We start from the raw sequence: 16,565 nt of genomic DNA, 5'->3' as shown, positions 1-16,565 counted from the left end.
ATGCCGCAACACGTGTCGGCCGTACCCACTGCCCGCGGTCGGTTGCCGCTCCTCGGGCACAGCATCTCCGCGCTCCGGGACCCGCTGGCGTTCATCAGGACGCTGTCGTCGTACGGGCCCGTCGTGCGCATCTACCTGGGTCCCACGCCCGCCTACGTCCTCACGACGCCGGACCTGATCCGTCAGGTGAGCTTCGGTGAGGCGGGCCCTTTTCATCGCGACGAACTCCGTGAAGCCATCAAGGTCATCGTCACCGGATCGGTGAACGTACTCAGCGGCAGTGAGCACGATCTGCGCAGACGAATGATCGCTCCGGCATTCCGGCAAGCTCGCCTCGGCGTGTACGCCACCGTGGCTGCTTCGGTGGCCGATCAGTGGGCGGACGGTTTCACGGACGGCGCGGAGGTCGACCTCGCGAGCGAGGCGCACAGCCTTGTCCTCGACACCATTTCGTCCACCTTGTTCACCGCGCGATTCAGCTCCGATGCCCAAGATGCCATCCGCGACAACATTCCGTGGCTGCTCGGCGAGGTGATTCGCCGTGGCGCCCTGCCCCCGCAGATCACCAAGCTGCGGCTGATCGCCAATCGCAGATTCGCGGCGAAGTCGGCGCATCTGCGGTCGGCCATCGGCAAGGTGGTCACCGAGTACCGGAATGCCGGCGAGGACCGCGGCGACGTGCTGTCCGCCCTCATCGGCCACACCGATTCCGAAACCGGTGCAACGCTTTCCGACCCCGAAATCGTGGACGAACTGATTCTCGTCCTGGCCGCCGGCGTCGGCTCCGAGGCGTCGATGCTCGCGTGGCTGATCCACGAACTCACTCGGCACCCGGACATAGCCGCGAAGGTCTACGCGGAACTCGACATGGTGATCGGCACCGATCCCGTGTCCGCCGAGCACGCCCAGTCGCTGCCGTATCTGCGTCAGGTGCTGCAGGAGACGCTGAGGTTCTGGGCTCCGTGGGTGAGCATGTTGACCGCCGGCAACGACGTGGTCGTCGGGGACGTCCCGATACCCGCGGGAACCAATGTGGTGTTCAGCCCCTTCATGATTCATCACGACGCTGCGTACTTCGACCGCCCGGAGGTGTTCGATCCCGAACGCTGGGCACCCGAACGCGCGGACGACATCGACAAGAAGGCCACCATGCCGTTCGGTGTCGGCAAGCGCCGCTGCCCGGGCAATCACTACGCCCTCATGGCTATCACGCTTCAGGCCGCGGCCCTGCTGTCGCGGTGGGAGCCGATTCCCGATCTTCGCACGAAGGTGAAGCCGTCCAACCAGGACTTCGTGATGTCGCCGTCGCGCGTGCCCGTCACCCTCAGAGCACGAATGCCTGCGCGGACAGAGCCGAGTACACAGTCACGATAAAGTGGTCGGGTCCCACGAGTTCCATTGCACCGGAACAGGATTTCGTCGGGAGCGGCCACCCGCGTCCGATGTCAGGTACGCGACCGGGAGCAGGGCCACCTGCGTCACGTCGTCGCAGGGAATGCCCAGCGCATCGGCAACCTCACGTTCGTATGTGAGGTGGGCCGTGGTGAAGCTCGAACCGATCCCCCGGCTCCGAAGCGCCACCATGAAACTCCACACCGCCGGGTACACCGAACCGTAGAAGCTCGCCAGCTGCTTCGCCGAGGCGTCCGCGGGAAGTCGACCGTTCTGGCACGCGAGAACCAGCGCGGGAACCTCGTGCAGGTGTTCCGCCAGGTAGGCGGCCGATTCGAGCTCCACCCTCTGCTGCGGGGTCGGAGTCCGTCCGGAAATGTTGTCGGCAAACCCTCTGCGATAGATCTGCGCAACGGCGTTTTTCGTATCCGGTCGATCGACGACGACGAATCTCCACCCTTGCCGATTCGATCCCGTGGGCGCATGCGATGCCACGTTCAGACATTCTTCGATCACCTCGCGCTCGACCGGACGAGTCAGGTCGAGCTTGCGCCGAAATGCCCGCGTCGTAGTCAGAGCCTCGTCGACGCTCTCCCTGTGCGATGCCGTCATGAACGGCGTTCTTCCGAGAAGTGGAGTTCGACCACGGCCAGCGAATCGCCCTGCTGCGTCACCTCACAGCGCGTCCCGGTGTCGGTCACCTGCACTGCGCACGAGGCGGGTACATCGAACTCCACGAACCCGGTGAATCGGCTGCACACCTTCTCGAGGCGAGGTATCGAACCCGTGCGCCGGCTCGACACGGCGATGCTCGCCTGCCGACCCGCCTCGATCAGCAGGTTTCCGGGCACATGATCGAGCGGGTGGTCGAACAGGCTCGGATGCGTCTGGTCCACGACCAGCGGGAACTCGGAATCGACGCCTTCGCCCACCACTACGTTGCGCGCGTTCTCTCTACCCACCTTGCGGGCGGAGGTGCGGGCTCCGCCCGGCAACGACTCCGGCGACTCTCCGAGGTTTCTGGCGGACCGGGTAGCGCGCCGTATGCCTGCCCACTCCTTCGGCGCGTGCCAGGAGAACGAGCCGTCCACCACCATCATCGGCGCGCCGTCACGTGAGATGGAGAGTTCCATCGCAACACCGGTGAGAACATCCTGGGTTCTGAAGTGGCGCAGAATCTTTGCCTCGATCACCAGATTCGCCGCGTCGACCCCGACGTTCCACACCGAACCCGGTTCGGCACTACCGTTGAAGGTCCGAACCAGGAACTGGTGATCTATCGGGACGTCGAAGTACTTGTGGATCAACGCTATCGACGCTTGACGGGATGCCTCCATCACGATCAGCGGGTCGTGTCGATCCTGCGCGTCGCCGAGATGGTCTCCGTAGTACGCGTGCATGCGCGGAAGCTGCGCGCCGACGACGAAGGTATCGCCGTCACGATCGAGCGAGGTGAGGAACACCTCGGATACCGCGATCTTGTGCACGAGACGCCGCGGGATGGTGTGCTGGTGAAGCTGTGGCGTAGGTGCGCTTCCGGTGCGCATCGGCAGCACAGACGAGCCCACCACGATCACCGCCCACGGGTCGAGCTTGGCGTCGCTTTCCCACGCATCGCGCAACAACGTCGCCCACCCGGCGTCCGTGTCGTCACCCTGGTCGTTCTCGTCCACCCTCAGTTCGCCGCGCAGCACGTCCTCGGCCTCGCCCCGCTCGAAGCTTCGCTGGGGCGTCTGCGAGTACAGGTGGTGCCCGATGTCGCGGGCCTCGGCACTGCGGTCCAGCCCCGACATCGCCTCTTCCAGGACCGTCTTGCGGGCGTCGTTTCCGAAGTAGATCGCCAGCTCACGAACGACGTCGGCGGGATCGTCCGGCGTGTGCACCATGTTGAGGAGGAAGGTGTGCAGGCCGAGCAGATGGCGCAGCTGTCCCGGCTGCCGATCGACCGGGTTGGTCGGGCCTTTCAACTCGGTGAGCAGCACGGAGGCGGGCGTCTTCGCAGTGTCGTGGGTGACCACCAGAACCAGCGAGTCGGAGATCTCCAAAAGCAGGTCGGCGAGACGGCGACGTTCGGCAGAGGCGATGTCCCACTGGAAGTACCAGAGTGCCCGCACGAGATTGCGGTCCACGCCGACCTGACGTGCGCACACCACCCGAAAGCCGTTCTCCGCCAGCCAGTCCAGTGTGGGATCCACTGCGCGGGCGACGATTGCGTCCGGTTTGAGCAACAGGATCGCGTTGCGGTGGGCGAAATCGGCAACATCCGAAGTGTATTCGGAGAGCTGCTGCAGGCCCTCTTGGAAATAAGTGTCGCGCGAGAACGCCTCACGCTTGCTGGGTGAATCGAACAGTCCGGCCGGCATCATCCAACCGCGGGTCCTGTCGATGCTGCCGTCATTCGGCATCCCTATCAGTCCCATCGGAGAGTACGACGACGACGCCCCGTGCCCCGTCTACTCTCAAGTTCATCCCCGTTCGGACGAGTTTTGTTACGTCCTTCACTTGCACCACGGTGGGAACGCCGAGTTCGCGGGCGATGATCGCGACGTGCGTGAGCGGGCTCCCTCGCTCGATGACCAGGGCGGATGCGGACGGAAGTGCCGCCACCCAGCCGGGGTCGGTGCGATAGGCGACGAGAATTCCCCCTGCGACGTCCCGAGGCTCGTCCACCACGACCGCGCGGCCCTCCACAACACCCGAGGCCGACGGCGTTCCCTCGAGAACGGCACCGCTCTCGGCCGCCTCGGTGGCTTCCAGCGGAATCCATCCTTGCTTCTCGAGCGCATCGGCGCTGAAGTCCACGCCTTCCGTGACGAAGCGCGGGGGCGCGACCAACAACGAATCCCGGGTCTTCTGAGCCTTCCGGCCGGCTACCAGATCCCGCAGCGTGTCCGTGTCGGTCGCGCCTTCGTAACACCCACGGAGTTCGTCCAGGCGCAGAAAGAAGACGTCCGAGAACTCGTCGAGGATGTCGCGCCGAACCAGATCGCGGCCGAGTGCGCGCAGCATTCGCTTGACCATGCCGAACGCCCTGGTACGACAGAACCGCAAGCGTTCTCGGTTGGCCAGCGAACGGCTCGTCTTGCTCCGCAGCTTCTCGTAGATCCGCCTCCGGACGCCGCTACCCAGGTGCTCCTCCAGATAGCCGTCGGCGTCGCCGCGCCTGCTCCGCTGAGCTTCCGGCAGCGCACTGCGCAACATCACGAAGAGGCTCGAGGGATCTTCACGCAGATCAGGGGTTTCGAGCTTCAGTTCGTCGAGACTGCGATAGCCGTAGCGGTCGATGTAGTCGTCGACCTCGGCCGCGAACTCGGTCCACTCGCTCGATTTCAATTTCTCGTAGGCCGACCCGGGATCAGTGGTGTTCACGAAATCCAGCAGCGCCGGGTCCGCGCGCACGTGCTCGGCCATCAGGCTCATTGCCCGCGCAGGCTCCGCCGATTCCACGTCGGAACCCGGGCTGACCACGGCATACGTGAACCATTCCGGCGCATTCGGCAAGAACGCCTTGGTGAGCAGATACAACAGGCCCGACGAGGTGAGGAGGATGGCGTCGAGAACCATCATCGGCCCCCAGCGGTCGACCAGATCGCGCTCCATGCGGCGATAGCGCGCGTAGACCTCGTCGCCGGTCAGCGAGTCGTAGTCGATCACGTCGTACTTGTCGTAGACCCGGTAGAAGCCCCGCATGAACTTCTCGGTCTTCTTGTCGATCTCGACGAAACGCTTGACGTAGGTCGCCGTCGTCACTGCACGGGACGCGATTCTGGCCGGCACCGACTCGAACGTGAAGGGCTTCAACGTCTTCGCCAGCGCATCGTCGACCGGCTCGTCGACCCCGAGCGCCACTTCGAGGACGCGACGGTTGAGCGGGTACCCGGGCGCGATCCCGACCATCCGATACCAGTGCAGCAGGTTGTAGTAGACGCGGCCGTGGAAGTAGCCCAGCATCACCGGGTTCCACGATTCCATCTGCCGCAACTGCGCTGCCGGCACTCGGAGTGATTTCGCGTAGCTGAGGTAGACACGCCCGTAGACGTCCGAGGCTGTAGTGAAGGTCAGAGGCGAGCTGATCCCACTGAAACTCTCGATGATGTTGGAGTTGTCCCAGATTCGGAGTTCTTCGGCCGGAACGTCCTCGTCCGCGCCCTGCAACTGCACGCCGGACAGATTCGTGGAAACACCCGCCTGCGACTCGCCCAACGTCGTCACCGGCCTGGACTGCACGATCCAGACGTCGTCACCGTCGAGCAGCCATTCGATGTCCTGCGGTGCGCCGTAGAGTTCCTCGATCCGGTTGCCCACCTCTACGAGACGACCGATCTCGTGGTCGGTGACGGCGGGCTTTCGTCGCAGGTCGTCGGGTACGTCGACCGGCACGAGGCCGTGGTTGCCGTCCGCGACGTACTGCTGTTCCTTCTCGCCGACCACACGGTCGCCGAACACCCCGGTGTGCTTGTTCACCACCACCGAATCAGCGTCGACGGCGCCCGACACGAGTCCTTCACCCAGTCCGAGGACGGAACTGATCACGATCTCTTCCCGAGAACCGGTGATGGGGTTGGCCGTGAACATGACTCCGCTCGCCCGGGCCGCGACGAATTGTTGGATGACCACCGCGATGCCGGACGACGATACGGCCGATCCACTGCTCAGCAGGTAGCGCACCGATCGCTCGGAATATGCCGATACCCAGCACCGTCGCACGCAGTCGAGGACGTCGTCTTCGCCGGTGACGTTGAGGAAGGAGTCGAACTGGCCCGCGTGCGAGAACTCCGAGCCGTCCTCGGCAACCCCAGAGGAACGGACCGCAACAATCCCGCCGCCGACCGACTCGTAGGCCGTCACGACGGCCGCCCGGACAGCCTCGGGGAACGGCGCCTCGGCGATCCCGGCGCGTAGCTCGGCTGCCAGTGCGAGCGCGTGATCGAGGTCCTCCGCATCGGCGATCTCCCCGATCAGGCCTTCCAGGTCGTGTGCCACGACGAATGCAGCGAAGGAGTCGACCCCCACCGCCGTCCATCGAGGCACCGGAAGCCCCGCCGTGCTCAGACGGAGCAGGCCCGCACCCTTGCCACCCGTTCGATAGACGTCGTCGTCGCTCCCCACCATGGCGCCACCATAACCGCGGATCGGCCGATGGGCACCGGGTTGATCGAAGACGCTCCCGGGGTGGTAAGCAGACCTGATTATGAGCAGCAGCGAAACGAGTGCCCGAGACGACGTCGTACTGGCCGTCGACGACGTGACCGTCGTGCGGCAGGGCAGGGCCCTGGTCGATTCGATCAGCGTCGATGTACGGGCCGGCGAGCAGTGGGCCCTTCTCGGACCGAACGGTGCGGGCAAGTCCACCCTGCTCGCCCTCTGTGGCGCGCGGTTGCATCCCACGACCGGAACGGTGCATGTTCTCGGCCACCGGTTGGGCCGGGTGGACATGCGCACTCTGCGCACTCACATCGGCCATGTCGATCCCCGCTCCCGAATCGAGCCTTCGATCACCATCCGGGAGACCGTCTTCAGCGGTCTGCACGCGGCGTCGGACGTCCCCAAACGGTGGGCACCCTCGGCGGAAGAAGAAGCACGTGCCGACGAGCTGATAGACGCGCTCGGCCTCTCACCTCGCTCATCCAGCCAGTGGGCTGTGTTGTCGCAAGGCGAGCGCGGCCGGGCACTCATCGCTCGCGCATTGATCACCCAGCCCGATTTGCTTCTGCTCGACGAGCCGACCACCGGACTCGACGTCGCTGCCCGAGAAATCCTGCTCGGTGTCCTCGCCGAGCTTCGGGTGCTTCGTCCCGAGCTCTCGTCCGTGCTGGTCACGCATCACCTGGAAGAGCTGCCCAGCACCACCACCCACGCACTCGTGATCGCGGATGGCGGAGTGGTCGCGAAGGGGGACGCCGAGAGCACCCTGACTTCCGAGGTCGTCACCAAGGCTTTCGACTACCCGATCCGCATCGAGCGCCACAACGGACGATGGTCGGCCACCGGGGCGGAGTCCACCTCGGCGGCCGACCATTCGTCGGCGTTGCGGCTCAGCCGCCCGCTCTCGTAGCCACCAACTCGTCGTCCGGATCGCGCGGTGCGGTCCGGTCGCCGAGCTTGGCGCCCTCGATGTCGATGTTGGGCAGGATGCGATCGAGCCACTTCGGAATCCACCATGCCGATTCGCCCATCAGCGCCAGCAGTGACGGAATGATGATCATTCGCACGATGAACGCATCCAGCAGGACACCCGCAGCCAGTGCGAAGCCCATCGACTTGGCGACGACGTCCTCTTCGAGCATGAAGGCGCTGAACACCGAGATCATGATGATCGCGGCCGCGGTCACGACGCGGGCCCCGTGGTGATAGCCGTTGACCATCGCATCCTTCGGCGTTGCTCCGTTGACGTACTCCTCTCGCATTCGGGTCACCAGGAAGACCTGGTAGTCCATCGCGAGTCCGAATACCAAGCCGATCAACATGATCGGTAGGAAGCTGACGATCGGGCCCGGATCCGAGATCAGGCCGAGCGCACCCTCCTGGAAGATCAGCACCGTGGCACCGAAGGTCGCGGCCATCGACAACAAGAATCCGAGCGCGGCGGTCAACGGCACGAGAATCGATCTGAACACGAGGATGAGCAGCAGGAACGCCGCCCCCGCCACGATGCTCATGTACGGCACGACGGAGCCGAGGAGTTTGTCGTCCACGTCCGCGTAGATGGCCGTGGTGCCCGTGACGCCGTACTGCATTCCGAACTCTTCCTGAAGTCCGGCCTCGGCACCGCGAACGTCTTTCACCAGATCCTTGGTGTCCTGGTTGTTAGGGCCCGACAACGGAATCGCCTGGAACAGCGCACCTGCGCCGTCTTCGCTCCGGGTCGGACCGACGACGTAGTCCATGTCGCCGTAGGACTCCATCTCGCCCTTCAACCGATCGAGCGCGGTATCCCTGTCCTGTTCGGGAACGTCGGCGAGATCGACCGCCACCTGAAGCACGCCGTTGCTGCCTTCACCGAAGCCCTCGGTTCGCAGTTCGTAGGCCTGCCGCACCGTGGATTCCGCCGGCGCGCTCTCCTCGCCCGGCAGACCGAGGCTGAGGTTGAGTGCAGGAGCAGCGAGCACGCCGAGCACGACAACGCCGACCACCAGGGTCAAGGCGGGTGCCTTGCTGATGAATCGAGCAACTCGCTGGCCGTTGCTGACCGACGTGTCGTCCTCCGGATCGTGCTTGGCGACGAACGGGATCTTCGGTTTGAACAGGTATTTTCCGAATGCCCCCAGCAGGGCAGGCATCAGCGTCAATGCGACCAGGACCGCGAACGCCGCCGCAATGGCACCGCCCAGACCCATGAAGGTCAGAAACTCGACCCCCACGATGCTGAGTCCGCTCAGTGCGATCACCACGGTCAGGCCTGCGAAGACGACTGCCGAACCCGCGGTTCCCACTGCGCGGCCGGCGGCCTCTTCCGGATTCTCCGAGACCACCAACTCGTGTTTGTACCGCGAGACGATGAACAGGGCGTAGTCGATCGAAAGGGCTATGCCGATCATCGAAGCCAGGAACGTCGTGAACGTGGGGATGGTCAGAACGGACGTACCCGCCATGATGAGCATGGTGGCGGCCGCCAATCCGACGATCGCGGTGATGATCGGGACGAATGCGGCGATGAGAGCGCCGAACGCGATGATCATCACGATCAGGGCGACACCCATACCCATCAGTTCGGCGGTGCCGCCCGGAGCACCTTCCTCCATCGCGATGGAGCCGCTCAACTCCACCTCGAGGCCGGCATCACGGGCAACATTTCCGGCGTCGTATGCGGCCTCGCGGTCTTCGGGAGTGATGTCCTCGAACGATGCGATGGAGAACGGAACCTCCATGAACGCGACGGTGTCGGGCTTGTCCTTGTTCAGGACGTTGAGTGGTGCTGCCGTGCAGGTGGAGGCGAAATCAGGACTCGCCCGATCCCCGGACACACACCCCATCTCCTCGGCCGCGGTGACCGGATTCTGGAGCGGCTTCTCCTTGTCGACGATTCCCAGGCCGTTCAACTCCGTGACCAGTGCGTCGACGGCGGCGCGGTTCTCCGGATCCGTCAATCGCGTGCCTTCCGGCGCGCCGATCACGTAAGTGCCGGTCACAGCATCGAAATCGAAGGCGGCGGACATGCCCGGGAAGTGCTCGTCCATGATCTCCGTCGCCCGCTCGGACGGGAGATCGGGCATCGTGAAGTTGTCTTCCATGGGTTTGGAGATCGCGGTCGCAAGGCCGCCGAGCAGGATCACCAACATGAGCCACACGGGCAACACGATCCATTTGCGCCGGAACGCGAACTTGCCGAAACGATAGAGATAGACGGACACGAGATTCCCCTCGGTTGCAGTGACACAGGCACCGACCGACCGCTGGCTCGCTCACAGTCGACCACCTGATCATCGATCCTCGGTGGTGACTTGTCATCAGGGTTTCCCCGGAGATGCGCTAGCGCCTGGACTGCCCACAAATAACAGAGCAGATGCTCTGTTATGGTCGTGTCATGCCTCGCCCCCGTACCCACGATCTCGAAGAATTGATGAACGTGGCCGAGACGCTGGCCGTCGAGTCCGGCGCCTCGGCGGTCACGGTGCGAGCGCTGTCGGACCTCACGACCGTGTCGAACGGGGCGATCTACCACGCGTTCGGTTCCCGTTCGGGTCTCGTCGGCGGGGTGTGGCTGCGTGCTGCACGGCGCCTGTTGGCTGCACAGAGCGAAGCAGTGAACGCGATCCTCGACTCACCGAACCCTGATGCAGTCGAAGGCGTGGTCGCCGCCGCCGATGCGCCCGCCCGCTTCTTGCTCGAGCACCCCACATCCGGCCAGTTTCTGTTGACCGTGAGCCGTTCCGAGTTGCTCGGGTCGCGCGAACTTCCCGAGCAGCTCGCTGCCGATCTGAGCGAGCTCGATTCGACGCTCACCGATCTGTTCGTTCGCCTGTCGCGTGCGATGTGGGGGCGCGCCGACAGGCAGTCCGTGGACGTCATCAGGGACTGCGTAGTCGAATTGCCGACTGCCCTGCTCCTCAGAGGCCGACGAACACCGGACGAGGCCACGCGCACACGCCTCTCCGCAGCCGTGCGAGGCGTCCTCGCCATCGATCTGCCCCTGACAAATTCCGACAAGTGAATGGAAGCACAGTGACCGCAAACCTCGAATACCGCGACAAGATCGCCGTTCTCACCCTCGGCGACGACGAGAACCGCTTTTCGCCCGACTGGATGGACACCGTCAACGCTCTCCTCGACGACGTCGAATCCAACGCACTCGGGCTCGTCACCGTCGGTCTGGGCAAGTTCTACTCCAATGGTCTCGATCTCGAATGGTTGGGCGCCAATCCTGATGGGGGCGAGCAGTACATCGGCAAGGTTCAGGCACTGTTCAACAGGTTCCTCACCTTCTCGCTCCCGACGATCGCGGCCGTCAACGGCCACGCCTTCGGCGCCGGCGCAATGCTGGCCATCGCCCACGACTACCGCGTCATGCGCGAAGACCGTGGCTACTACTGTTTCCCCGAGGTCGACATCAACATTCCGTTCACTCCCGGAATGGCGGCGCTCATCCAAGCGAAACTGACTCCGCAGACGGCGGTCTCGGCCATGACAACCGGGCGCCGCTACGGAGGAGCCGAGGCCCTCACCGCTGGTCTCGTAGATGCCACCGCTTCCGAATCCACGATCGTCGATGACGCGATCGCCAGGCTGACGCCTATCACCGGAAAGAACCCCGGCGTCCTTCGAACGATCAAGTCCACAATGTTCGGCGCAGCCTCCGCCGCGCTACTCGGGTAGCGCCTCGACTCGCGTCGATGGCGTGCAGAACCCGCCCGTGGTGTGCATCGATCGAAACATCGCGACGAAGCCGGTCAGCCGACCGCGCAGTTGCTCGGAGCGGGCACATCGTTGAAACGGTCGTTGAGCCACTGGGACGCAGTGCCCAGTTCCGCTATCGGCAAGTTGGCGCCGTGCCCCAACGCGCTGCCGGGCAACGCCGTCGGTATCGGCAGGTCCAGCAGTTGCACCGCGGCCCCCTTGCTGCACCAGTCGCCGCCGAGTCGTCTGACGTCCTCGGGAGGCACGATGTCGTCGTTACTGCCGGTCGCGAGCAGAACCGGCGCGGACGGCATCGAGTTGCCAAGCCTCATGGAGTCCACCACTCCGGCTGTTTCGGGATGTGCGCGTAGGACATCGGGGATCGACCGGCCGTCCACGGTGTATTCCGTGGACTTGTGAAGCCCGAACTGCCCCATCGATTCCAGCACGCATTGCCCGGCCGTGGCATTCAGCAGACCGTGACCGGCATCGTCGAGCGCTGCGTCGATGATGGGTGCGGTGGACGGGTCGGAGCTTCTCATCGAGTTCAGGTAGTACCCCATCACCCCGGTCAACAGGCTGCCGTCCAGATACTCGAGCAGACTGAACATGTCGGCCGGCGGCGCACCGACGAAAGAACCCTTGACATCGAGTTCCGGAGCGTAGGCACCGACCTGTTCAGCGGCCGCGCCGGCGGCCTGGCCGCCTTGCGAGTAGCCCCAGAATGCGACTGGGCCGGCGTCAGGAATGTCGTTGCCCGGCGCGCGCTGCGCAGCTCTGGCTGCGTCGATGACCGCCGGGCCTTCGGACCGTGGGTCGAGGTACCTGTCCGGGACGTAGTCGGTCACCACTACCGCGATGCCCTGGGTGAGAAGCATGTCGATGAACGGTGTCTCGTACTCGGCGAACAGGTCGAACGGTGGCTGATAGTGAACCCCTTCCTCGAGAAGTGAGGAGGTGCCGCATTGCGGGCCGATCCCGTGTGTGCCGACCGAAAGACTGACGAGAGGTCGCTCACCTGCGCCGCGCCATTCCGCAACGGGATCCAGGACGACACCTGTCGATGCCGTGGGTGACCCGTCGGAGTCCGTGGTGCGATACATGATGCGAGTCGCATCGGCCGGGAACGTGCCGGTGGGAGTGGGAACCGACAACAACGCGTTCATCGGTTCGCTGCGGATGACATCACCTGGCTCCCCGGCAGGAACGGGATCCGGAGCTGCGTAAAAGCCTGGCGACGGTGCTGCAGGAACCTGGGCGACACCCACCATCGACACCAGCGAGGTGAGAGCGATCAATGCTGTGGTCCGCGCGATACCGAACCTGAATCTCATTGCACTTCTCCCTCGTACCTGCGGCGATATCTGATTCCATCTCATCGAAACACGAGTACTGGTTGCATATGCCCGAACTCCGAGATTCGCCGTGCGCCCCTCCGTCGGCGACTACGTTCGAAACATGGGCAACTTGATCTTTTCCGTGATCGGTTCGCTCGACGGATACATTGCCGACGAGCAGGGAAACTTCGACTGGGCGATGCCCGACGAAGAGGTGATCGCCTTCGTCAACGCGCGCAGCGAGGGAGTCTCGACGTACCTGTACGGGCGACGAATGTACGAGATGATGGCGGTCTGGGAGACGGATCCGGATGCCGCCGCGGGATCACCCGAGTCGGCGGAGTTCGCCGAGATCTGGAAGCAGGCCGACAAGGTCGTCTTCTCCACCACGTTGGAGTCGGTCTCCACCAGCAACACCGAGCTGATGCGAACCTTCGATCCGGCCGCAGTTCGACGCATCAAGGACGACTCGGCCGGCGACCTGTACATCGATGGGCCCACCCTCGCCGCGCACGCCTTTCGCGCCGGGCTGGTCGACCGAGTCGAGATCATCGTCGTCCCGGTCATCGTCGGTGGTGGAACCCGCATCTACCCGGACGACGTGCGTCTGGACTTGGAGCTCGAGGGTGAGCAGCGGTTCACGAACGGGATGGTTCATCTTCGGTATCGATCTCGACGCAGTCCCACGTGATCGTTCGTTCACGCGGGATCGGCTCGCCGAACTCGATGTACGTCGACGGCCCGGAAGGGTTCACCGAATACCAACCCGGATAGTCGGTGGGCAGGCGGTTTGCCTCTCGGGTGACCACGCCCCGCCGAACGATGACACCTCGGGACTTCGGCACGGCCGAGCTGAACAACCACATGTAGCGGTCGTACATCAGACACCCGGACAGCGCGGTGTCGCCGATGCCGCTTGATTCAGCGTGAAGCAGAGCCGAGACATTCCGGTCCGCGTGTGCGACATATTCGTCGCGTCCGGATTTCTCCGAACGGATCTGCTCGACCTGGACGGGCACGTTCTCACTCACGAGCTCGGGAGGAAGCATGTCCGGGCCGCACCACTCGGTCGTCGCCTCGATCAGGTCCCCGACGTGCAGGCGCTCGTAGCCTGGCTCCTGATCGACGAGCATCCAGATCCTCATGGCTTCTCAGACCGGGCGGCGTGAAACGCTTCGGCACCCGCCCGGTGGTCGACGATCGGTGCCGGATATCCGCGCACCTCGCCTTCCGGCAGCTTCCACGGTGTGTGGAGATCGGGCGCCGCGATGTCACGGAGTTCGGGAACCCAACGACGCACGTACGCGCCATCGGCGTCGTAGCGCTCCGCCTGCCGTAGTGGGTTGAGCACTCGATTCGGCCTGGAGTCGTTGCCGGTTCCGGCGATCCATTGCCAGTTCATCTGATTGTTGGCGACATCCGCATCTGCCAGGTGGTGCATGAAATGTGCAGCGCCGATCCGCCAATCGAGGTACAGCGTCTTGGTGAGGAAGCTGGCGGTGATCATGCGCGCACGGTTGTGCATCCATCCCTGCGCGATCAATTGCCGCATTCCTGCGTCGACGATCGGGTAGCCCGTTCGACCGTCACGCCAGGCCTGAGCGATCCTCTCGTCGTGGACCCACCGGTCGCCACGCGGCCGGTAGTCGACCCGAGCCGATTCCGGCCGAGCCGACAGGACTTGATGATGGAAGTCGCGCCACGCCACCTGCCGAACGAAAGCTTCTGCGTCCGAGCAGTTCTTCTCGGAACTGCGCGCCACTAGTTCAGTTGGCGATACGCACCCGAAGTGCAGGTATGGGGACAGCCGCGACGTGGCGTCACCGGCCAACGCGTCGTGCTGATCCTCGTAGTCGCCGATCGGACCTGCCAACCAGTCCTTCAACAAGCGGCGCCCGGTCTTCTCCCCGCCTACCGGAAGCTGTTCGGCCACATCACCTGTGCACAGTTCCTGCTGCGTCGGCAACTGCTCCCCTTCGACCTCCGCGAGGTGAAGGGATTGCGGCTTGCGTAGTACCGGACGTTTCGGAGCCTGACTCCAGCGCCGGAAGTACGGCGTGAACACGGCGAAGTGGTCACGGCCGCCGGTCGGTGTGATCGCGCCCGGCTCCACCACCGTCACCGACAGACTGTGCACCTCGAGTCGGCATTCGTGACCATCCAGGCGGTCTCGCAGTTCGCGCTCGCGCTTCTGCGCATACGCGCTGACATCAGCGGCGACGTGCACCTCCGCCACGTCGAGGTCGCTCACTATCCGGAGCACCTCGTCGACGATTCGGCCTCGCCGCACCACAAGGCGTCCACCCATCTCGGCGAGTTGCTCGTCCAGCTGGGTCAGCGAATCACTCAGGAACCGAGCACGGTTGGGGCTCATGTCCTTACCACGGACGATCGCGTTGTCGACGACGAACAGAGGGACGACCGCATCCGCCCCGCGGTGCGCCGCAGTCAGCACCGGATTGTCGTGCACCCGAAGATCGCGGGTGAACAGGGCGATTGCGACACTCACTCGGCCGCTCCCGTGATGTTGCGGACCATTCCGCCGAAAACGATGCCATGAAACGGGGCGATCGCCTTCCAATATGCGTGGCCGGCCAATCCGCGCGGCAGAAAAATGGCCCGTTGCCGATACACGGACCCGCCGTTCTCGTCCGGCTTCACCGACAACTCGAGCCAGGCAAGTCCCGGCACGCGCATCTCGGCACGAAGCCGGAGCAGCCGCGGGCGCTCGATGTGTTCCACACGCCACCAGTCGAGTGCCTCACCGTGGTGGAGTCTGCTGGGATCCCTGCGGCCCCGTCTCAGACCGACGCCGCCCACGACGCGATCCAACCAGCCCCGGACCGACCACGCCAACGGAAATGAGTACCACCCGTTTTCGCCGCCGATCGACTCGATGACACGCCACAATGTTTCCGGGTCGGCCGCGGTACGCGCCTCACGAACATCCTCGTACAAGGAGCCGCCCGACCATTCGGGGTCGGTGGGCAGCGGGTCGGACGGCACCCTCCCCGTCGTCGCGTCCGACCATCGCGTCGGAACATCGAAGTTGCGGATCCGCGACAGCGCAAGGTCGACAGCACTCTCGTACCCGGTGAGGCCGCCTTCCGGATCGGGAATATGGTCGGCGATGTCGTGATCGTGACACACGACCTCGTGTACCAGCGACTCGATCAGCGGGATCGCGAGATCACGCGGAACAGGCGTCACCAGATTCACCCACTGCGCCGAAAGCCATGGCGTAAGAACAGGAACCGGAACGATCACCCGGTGCGCCAAACCGGCCACGTCGGCATACTTGCGCATCATGGTCAGGTAGGTGAACACTTCCGGCCCGCCGATGTCGAAGGCGCGGTTGACGTCCGACGGGAGATCGGCCGACCGAACCAGGTAATGGATCACGTCCCGTATCGCAATGGGTTGAATCCGATTCCGAACCCATCGCGGCGTGATCATCGCGGGCAGGCGCTCGGACAGATAGCGCAGCATCTCGAAACTGGCAGAACCCGATCCTATGATCACGGCGGCGCGCAGCTCGGCGGTCGGCACTCCCGAGGACCGGAAGATCGATCCCACTTCTGCGCGGGACGCGAGGTGATCGGAAAGTTCCTCGTCGTCCGGGACGATGCCCCCGAGGTACACGATCCGCTGCACGTCGGCCGCAAGCGCCGCGTCGGCCACGGTCTGCGCGCCCATCTTGTCGATGCGGACGAAGTCCTCGTCGCTCAGTGAATGCACCAGGTAGTACAGGGCGTCTTGGCCACGGAGCGCAGCCACGACGCTGTCGATGTCCGTGACATCGCCTCGCATAACCTCGACGTCGTCACGCCACGGCACTTCCGCCAGCTTCTCGGGTGTCCGGGCGACAACCCGCACCTCGTGCCCCGCCTCCAGTAGCGCGGGCACGAGGCGTCCGCCTATGTAACCGGTGACTCCGAAAACGACACACTTCATCGGCCCAACCTCCTAGCGGCTGTGGTGGCCTGCCGGACACATATTCGA

The 16,565-nt window shown here is 64.4% G+C and carries 13 protein-coding genes; 5 read left to right on the top strand and 8 right to left on the bottom strand.

The genetic code is table 11. From position 1 onward, the window contains the following. On the top strand, positions 1–1,374 hold the full coding sequence (locus tag ACZI8R_RS05470; RefSeq protein ID WP_463378557.1) for a cytochrome P450: 1,374 nt from the start codon (positions 1–3) through the stop codon (positions 1,372–1,374). On the opposite strand, the gene ACZI8R_RS05465 is transcribed toward ACZI8R_RS05470, so the two are convergent. Genes ACZI8R_RS05465 through ACZI8R_RS05455 form a run of 3 tightly spaced genes read right to left on the bottom strand, consistent with a single transcriptional unit; the run spans position 1,366 to position 6,504 of the window. Further along, positions 1,366–2,004: a nitroreductase family protein gene (locus ACZI8R_RS05465; RefSeq protein WP_463378556.1), complete on the bottom strand. Its 639-nt coding sequence runs from the start codon at positions 2,002–2,004 to the stop codon at positions 1,366–1,368. The two genes, ACZI8R_RS05470 and ACZI8R_RS05465, sit on opposite strands and share 9 nt — an antisense overlap. Further along, on the bottom strand, positions 2,001–3,797 hold the full coding sequence (locus ACZI8R_RS05460; protein ID WP_463378555.1) for a ScbA/BarX family gamma-butyrolactone biosynthesis protein: 1,797 nt from the start codon (positions 3,795–3,797) through the stop codon (positions 2,001–2,003). Before ACZI8R_RS05460 ends, ACZI8R_RS05465 begins: the two co-directional genes overlap by 4 nt. Beyond that, positions 3,787–6,504: a phosphoenolpyruvate synthase gene (locus tag ACZI8R_RS05455; RefSeq protein WP_463378554.1), complete on the bottom strand. Its 2,718-nt coding sequence runs from the start codon at positions 6,502–6,504 to the stop codon at positions 3,787–3,789. Before ACZI8R_RS05455 ends, ACZI8R_RS05460 begins: the two co-directional genes overlap by 11 nt. A gap of 79 nt (positions 6,505–6,583) precedes the next feature. Here ACZI8R_RS05455 and ACZI8R_RS05450 point away from each other — a divergent pair, with 79 nt between their 5' ends. Continuing rightward, positions 6,584–7,447 carry an ABC transporter ATP-binding protein gene (locus ACZI8R_RS05450; RefSeq protein WP_463378553.1) on the top strand — a complete coding sequence of 288 codons (864 nt, stop codon included), beginning with the start codon at positions 6,584–6,586 and terminating at the stop codon, positions 7,445–7,447. On the opposite strand, the gene ACZI8R_RS05445 is transcribed toward ACZI8R_RS05450, so the two are convergent. Then, positions 7,428–9,743 (bottom strand): MMPL family transporter, encoded by a 2,316-nt coding sequence (locus ACZI8R_RS05445; protein ID WP_463378552.1) that lies wholly within the window; start codon positions 9,741–9,743, stop codon positions 7,428–7,430. The two genes, ACZI8R_RS05450 and ACZI8R_RS05445, sit on opposite strands and share 20 nt — an antisense overlap. A 173-nt stretch (positions 9,744–9,916) precedes the next feature. Between ACZI8R_RS05445 and ACZI8R_RS05440 the strand changes: the two genes are divergently transcribed. Both ACZI8R_RS05440 and ACZI8R_RS05435 read left to right on the top strand, forming a co-directional pair. Then, positions 9,917–10,543 carry a TetR/AcrR family transcriptional regulator gene (locus tag ACZI8R_RS05440; RefSeq protein ID WP_463378551.1) on the top strand — a complete coding sequence of 209 codons (627 nt, stop codon included), beginning with the start codon at positions 9,917–9,919 and terminating at the stop codon, positions 10,541–10,543. 11 nt (positions 10,544–10,554) lie between these two features. Further along, positions 10,555–11,205 carry an enoyl-CoA hydratase-related protein gene (locus tag ACZI8R_RS05435; RefSeq protein ID WP_463378550.1) on the top strand — a complete coding sequence of 217 codons (651 nt, stop codon included), beginning with the start codon at positions 10,555–10,557 and terminating at the stop codon, positions 11,203–11,205. A gap of 74 nt (positions 11,206–11,279) precedes the next feature. Here the strand turns inward: ACZI8R_RS05435 and ACZI8R_RS05430 are convergent, their stop codons facing one another. Further along, positions 11,280–12,560, bottom strand: coding sequence for a lipase family protein (locus tag ACZI8R_RS05430; RefSeq protein WP_463378549.1), 1,281 nt, complete (start codon positions 12,558–12,560; stop codon positions 11,280–11,282). Between the two features lie 124 nt (positions 12,561–12,684). On the opposite strand from ACZI8R_RS05430, the gene ACZI8R_RS05425 reads away from it, so the two are divergent. Then, positions 12,685–13,254 (top strand): dihydrofolate reductase family protein, encoded by a 570-nt coding sequence (locus ACZI8R_RS05425; protein ID WP_463378548.1) that lies wholly within the window; start codon positions 12,685–12,687, stop codon positions 13,252–13,254. On the opposite strand, the gene ACZI8R_RS05420 is transcribed toward ACZI8R_RS05425, so the two are convergent. The 3 genes from ACZI8R_RS05420 to ACZI8R_RS05410 are packed head-to-tail and all read right to left on the bottom strand — an operon-like array spanning position 13,202 to position 16,517. After that, a complete protein-coding gene (locus tag ACZI8R_RS05420) occupies positions 13,202–13,708 on the bottom strand; it encodes a hypothetical protein (RefSeq protein WP_463378547.1) in 507 nt (168 codons plus the stop codon). The two genes, ACZI8R_RS05425 and ACZI8R_RS05420, sit on opposite strands and share 53 nt — an antisense overlap. Then, positions 13,705–15,072: a cryptochrome/photolyase family protein gene (locus tag ACZI8R_RS05415; RefSeq protein ID WP_463378546.1), complete on the bottom strand. Its 1,368-nt coding sequence runs from the start codon at positions 15,070–15,072 to the stop codon at positions 13,705–13,707. The genes ACZI8R_RS05420 and ACZI8R_RS05415 overlap by 4 nt, the downstream gene beginning before the upstream one ends. Then, positions 15,069–16,517 carry an SDR family oxidoreductase gene (locus ACZI8R_RS05410; RefSeq protein WP_463378545.1) on the bottom strand — a complete coding sequence of 483 codons (1,449 nt, stop codon included), beginning with the start codon at positions 16,515–16,517 and terminating at the stop codon, positions 15,069–15,071. The genes ACZI8R_RS05415 and ACZI8R_RS05410 overlap by 4 nt, the downstream gene beginning before the upstream one ends. Positions 16,518–16,565 lie beyond the last annotated feature (48 nt).

This window comes from Rhodococcus huquni, from assembly GCF_055231055.1.
Note: the sequence above shows the minus strand (reverse complement) of the source record. Positions and strands in the feature narration are given on the sequence as shown.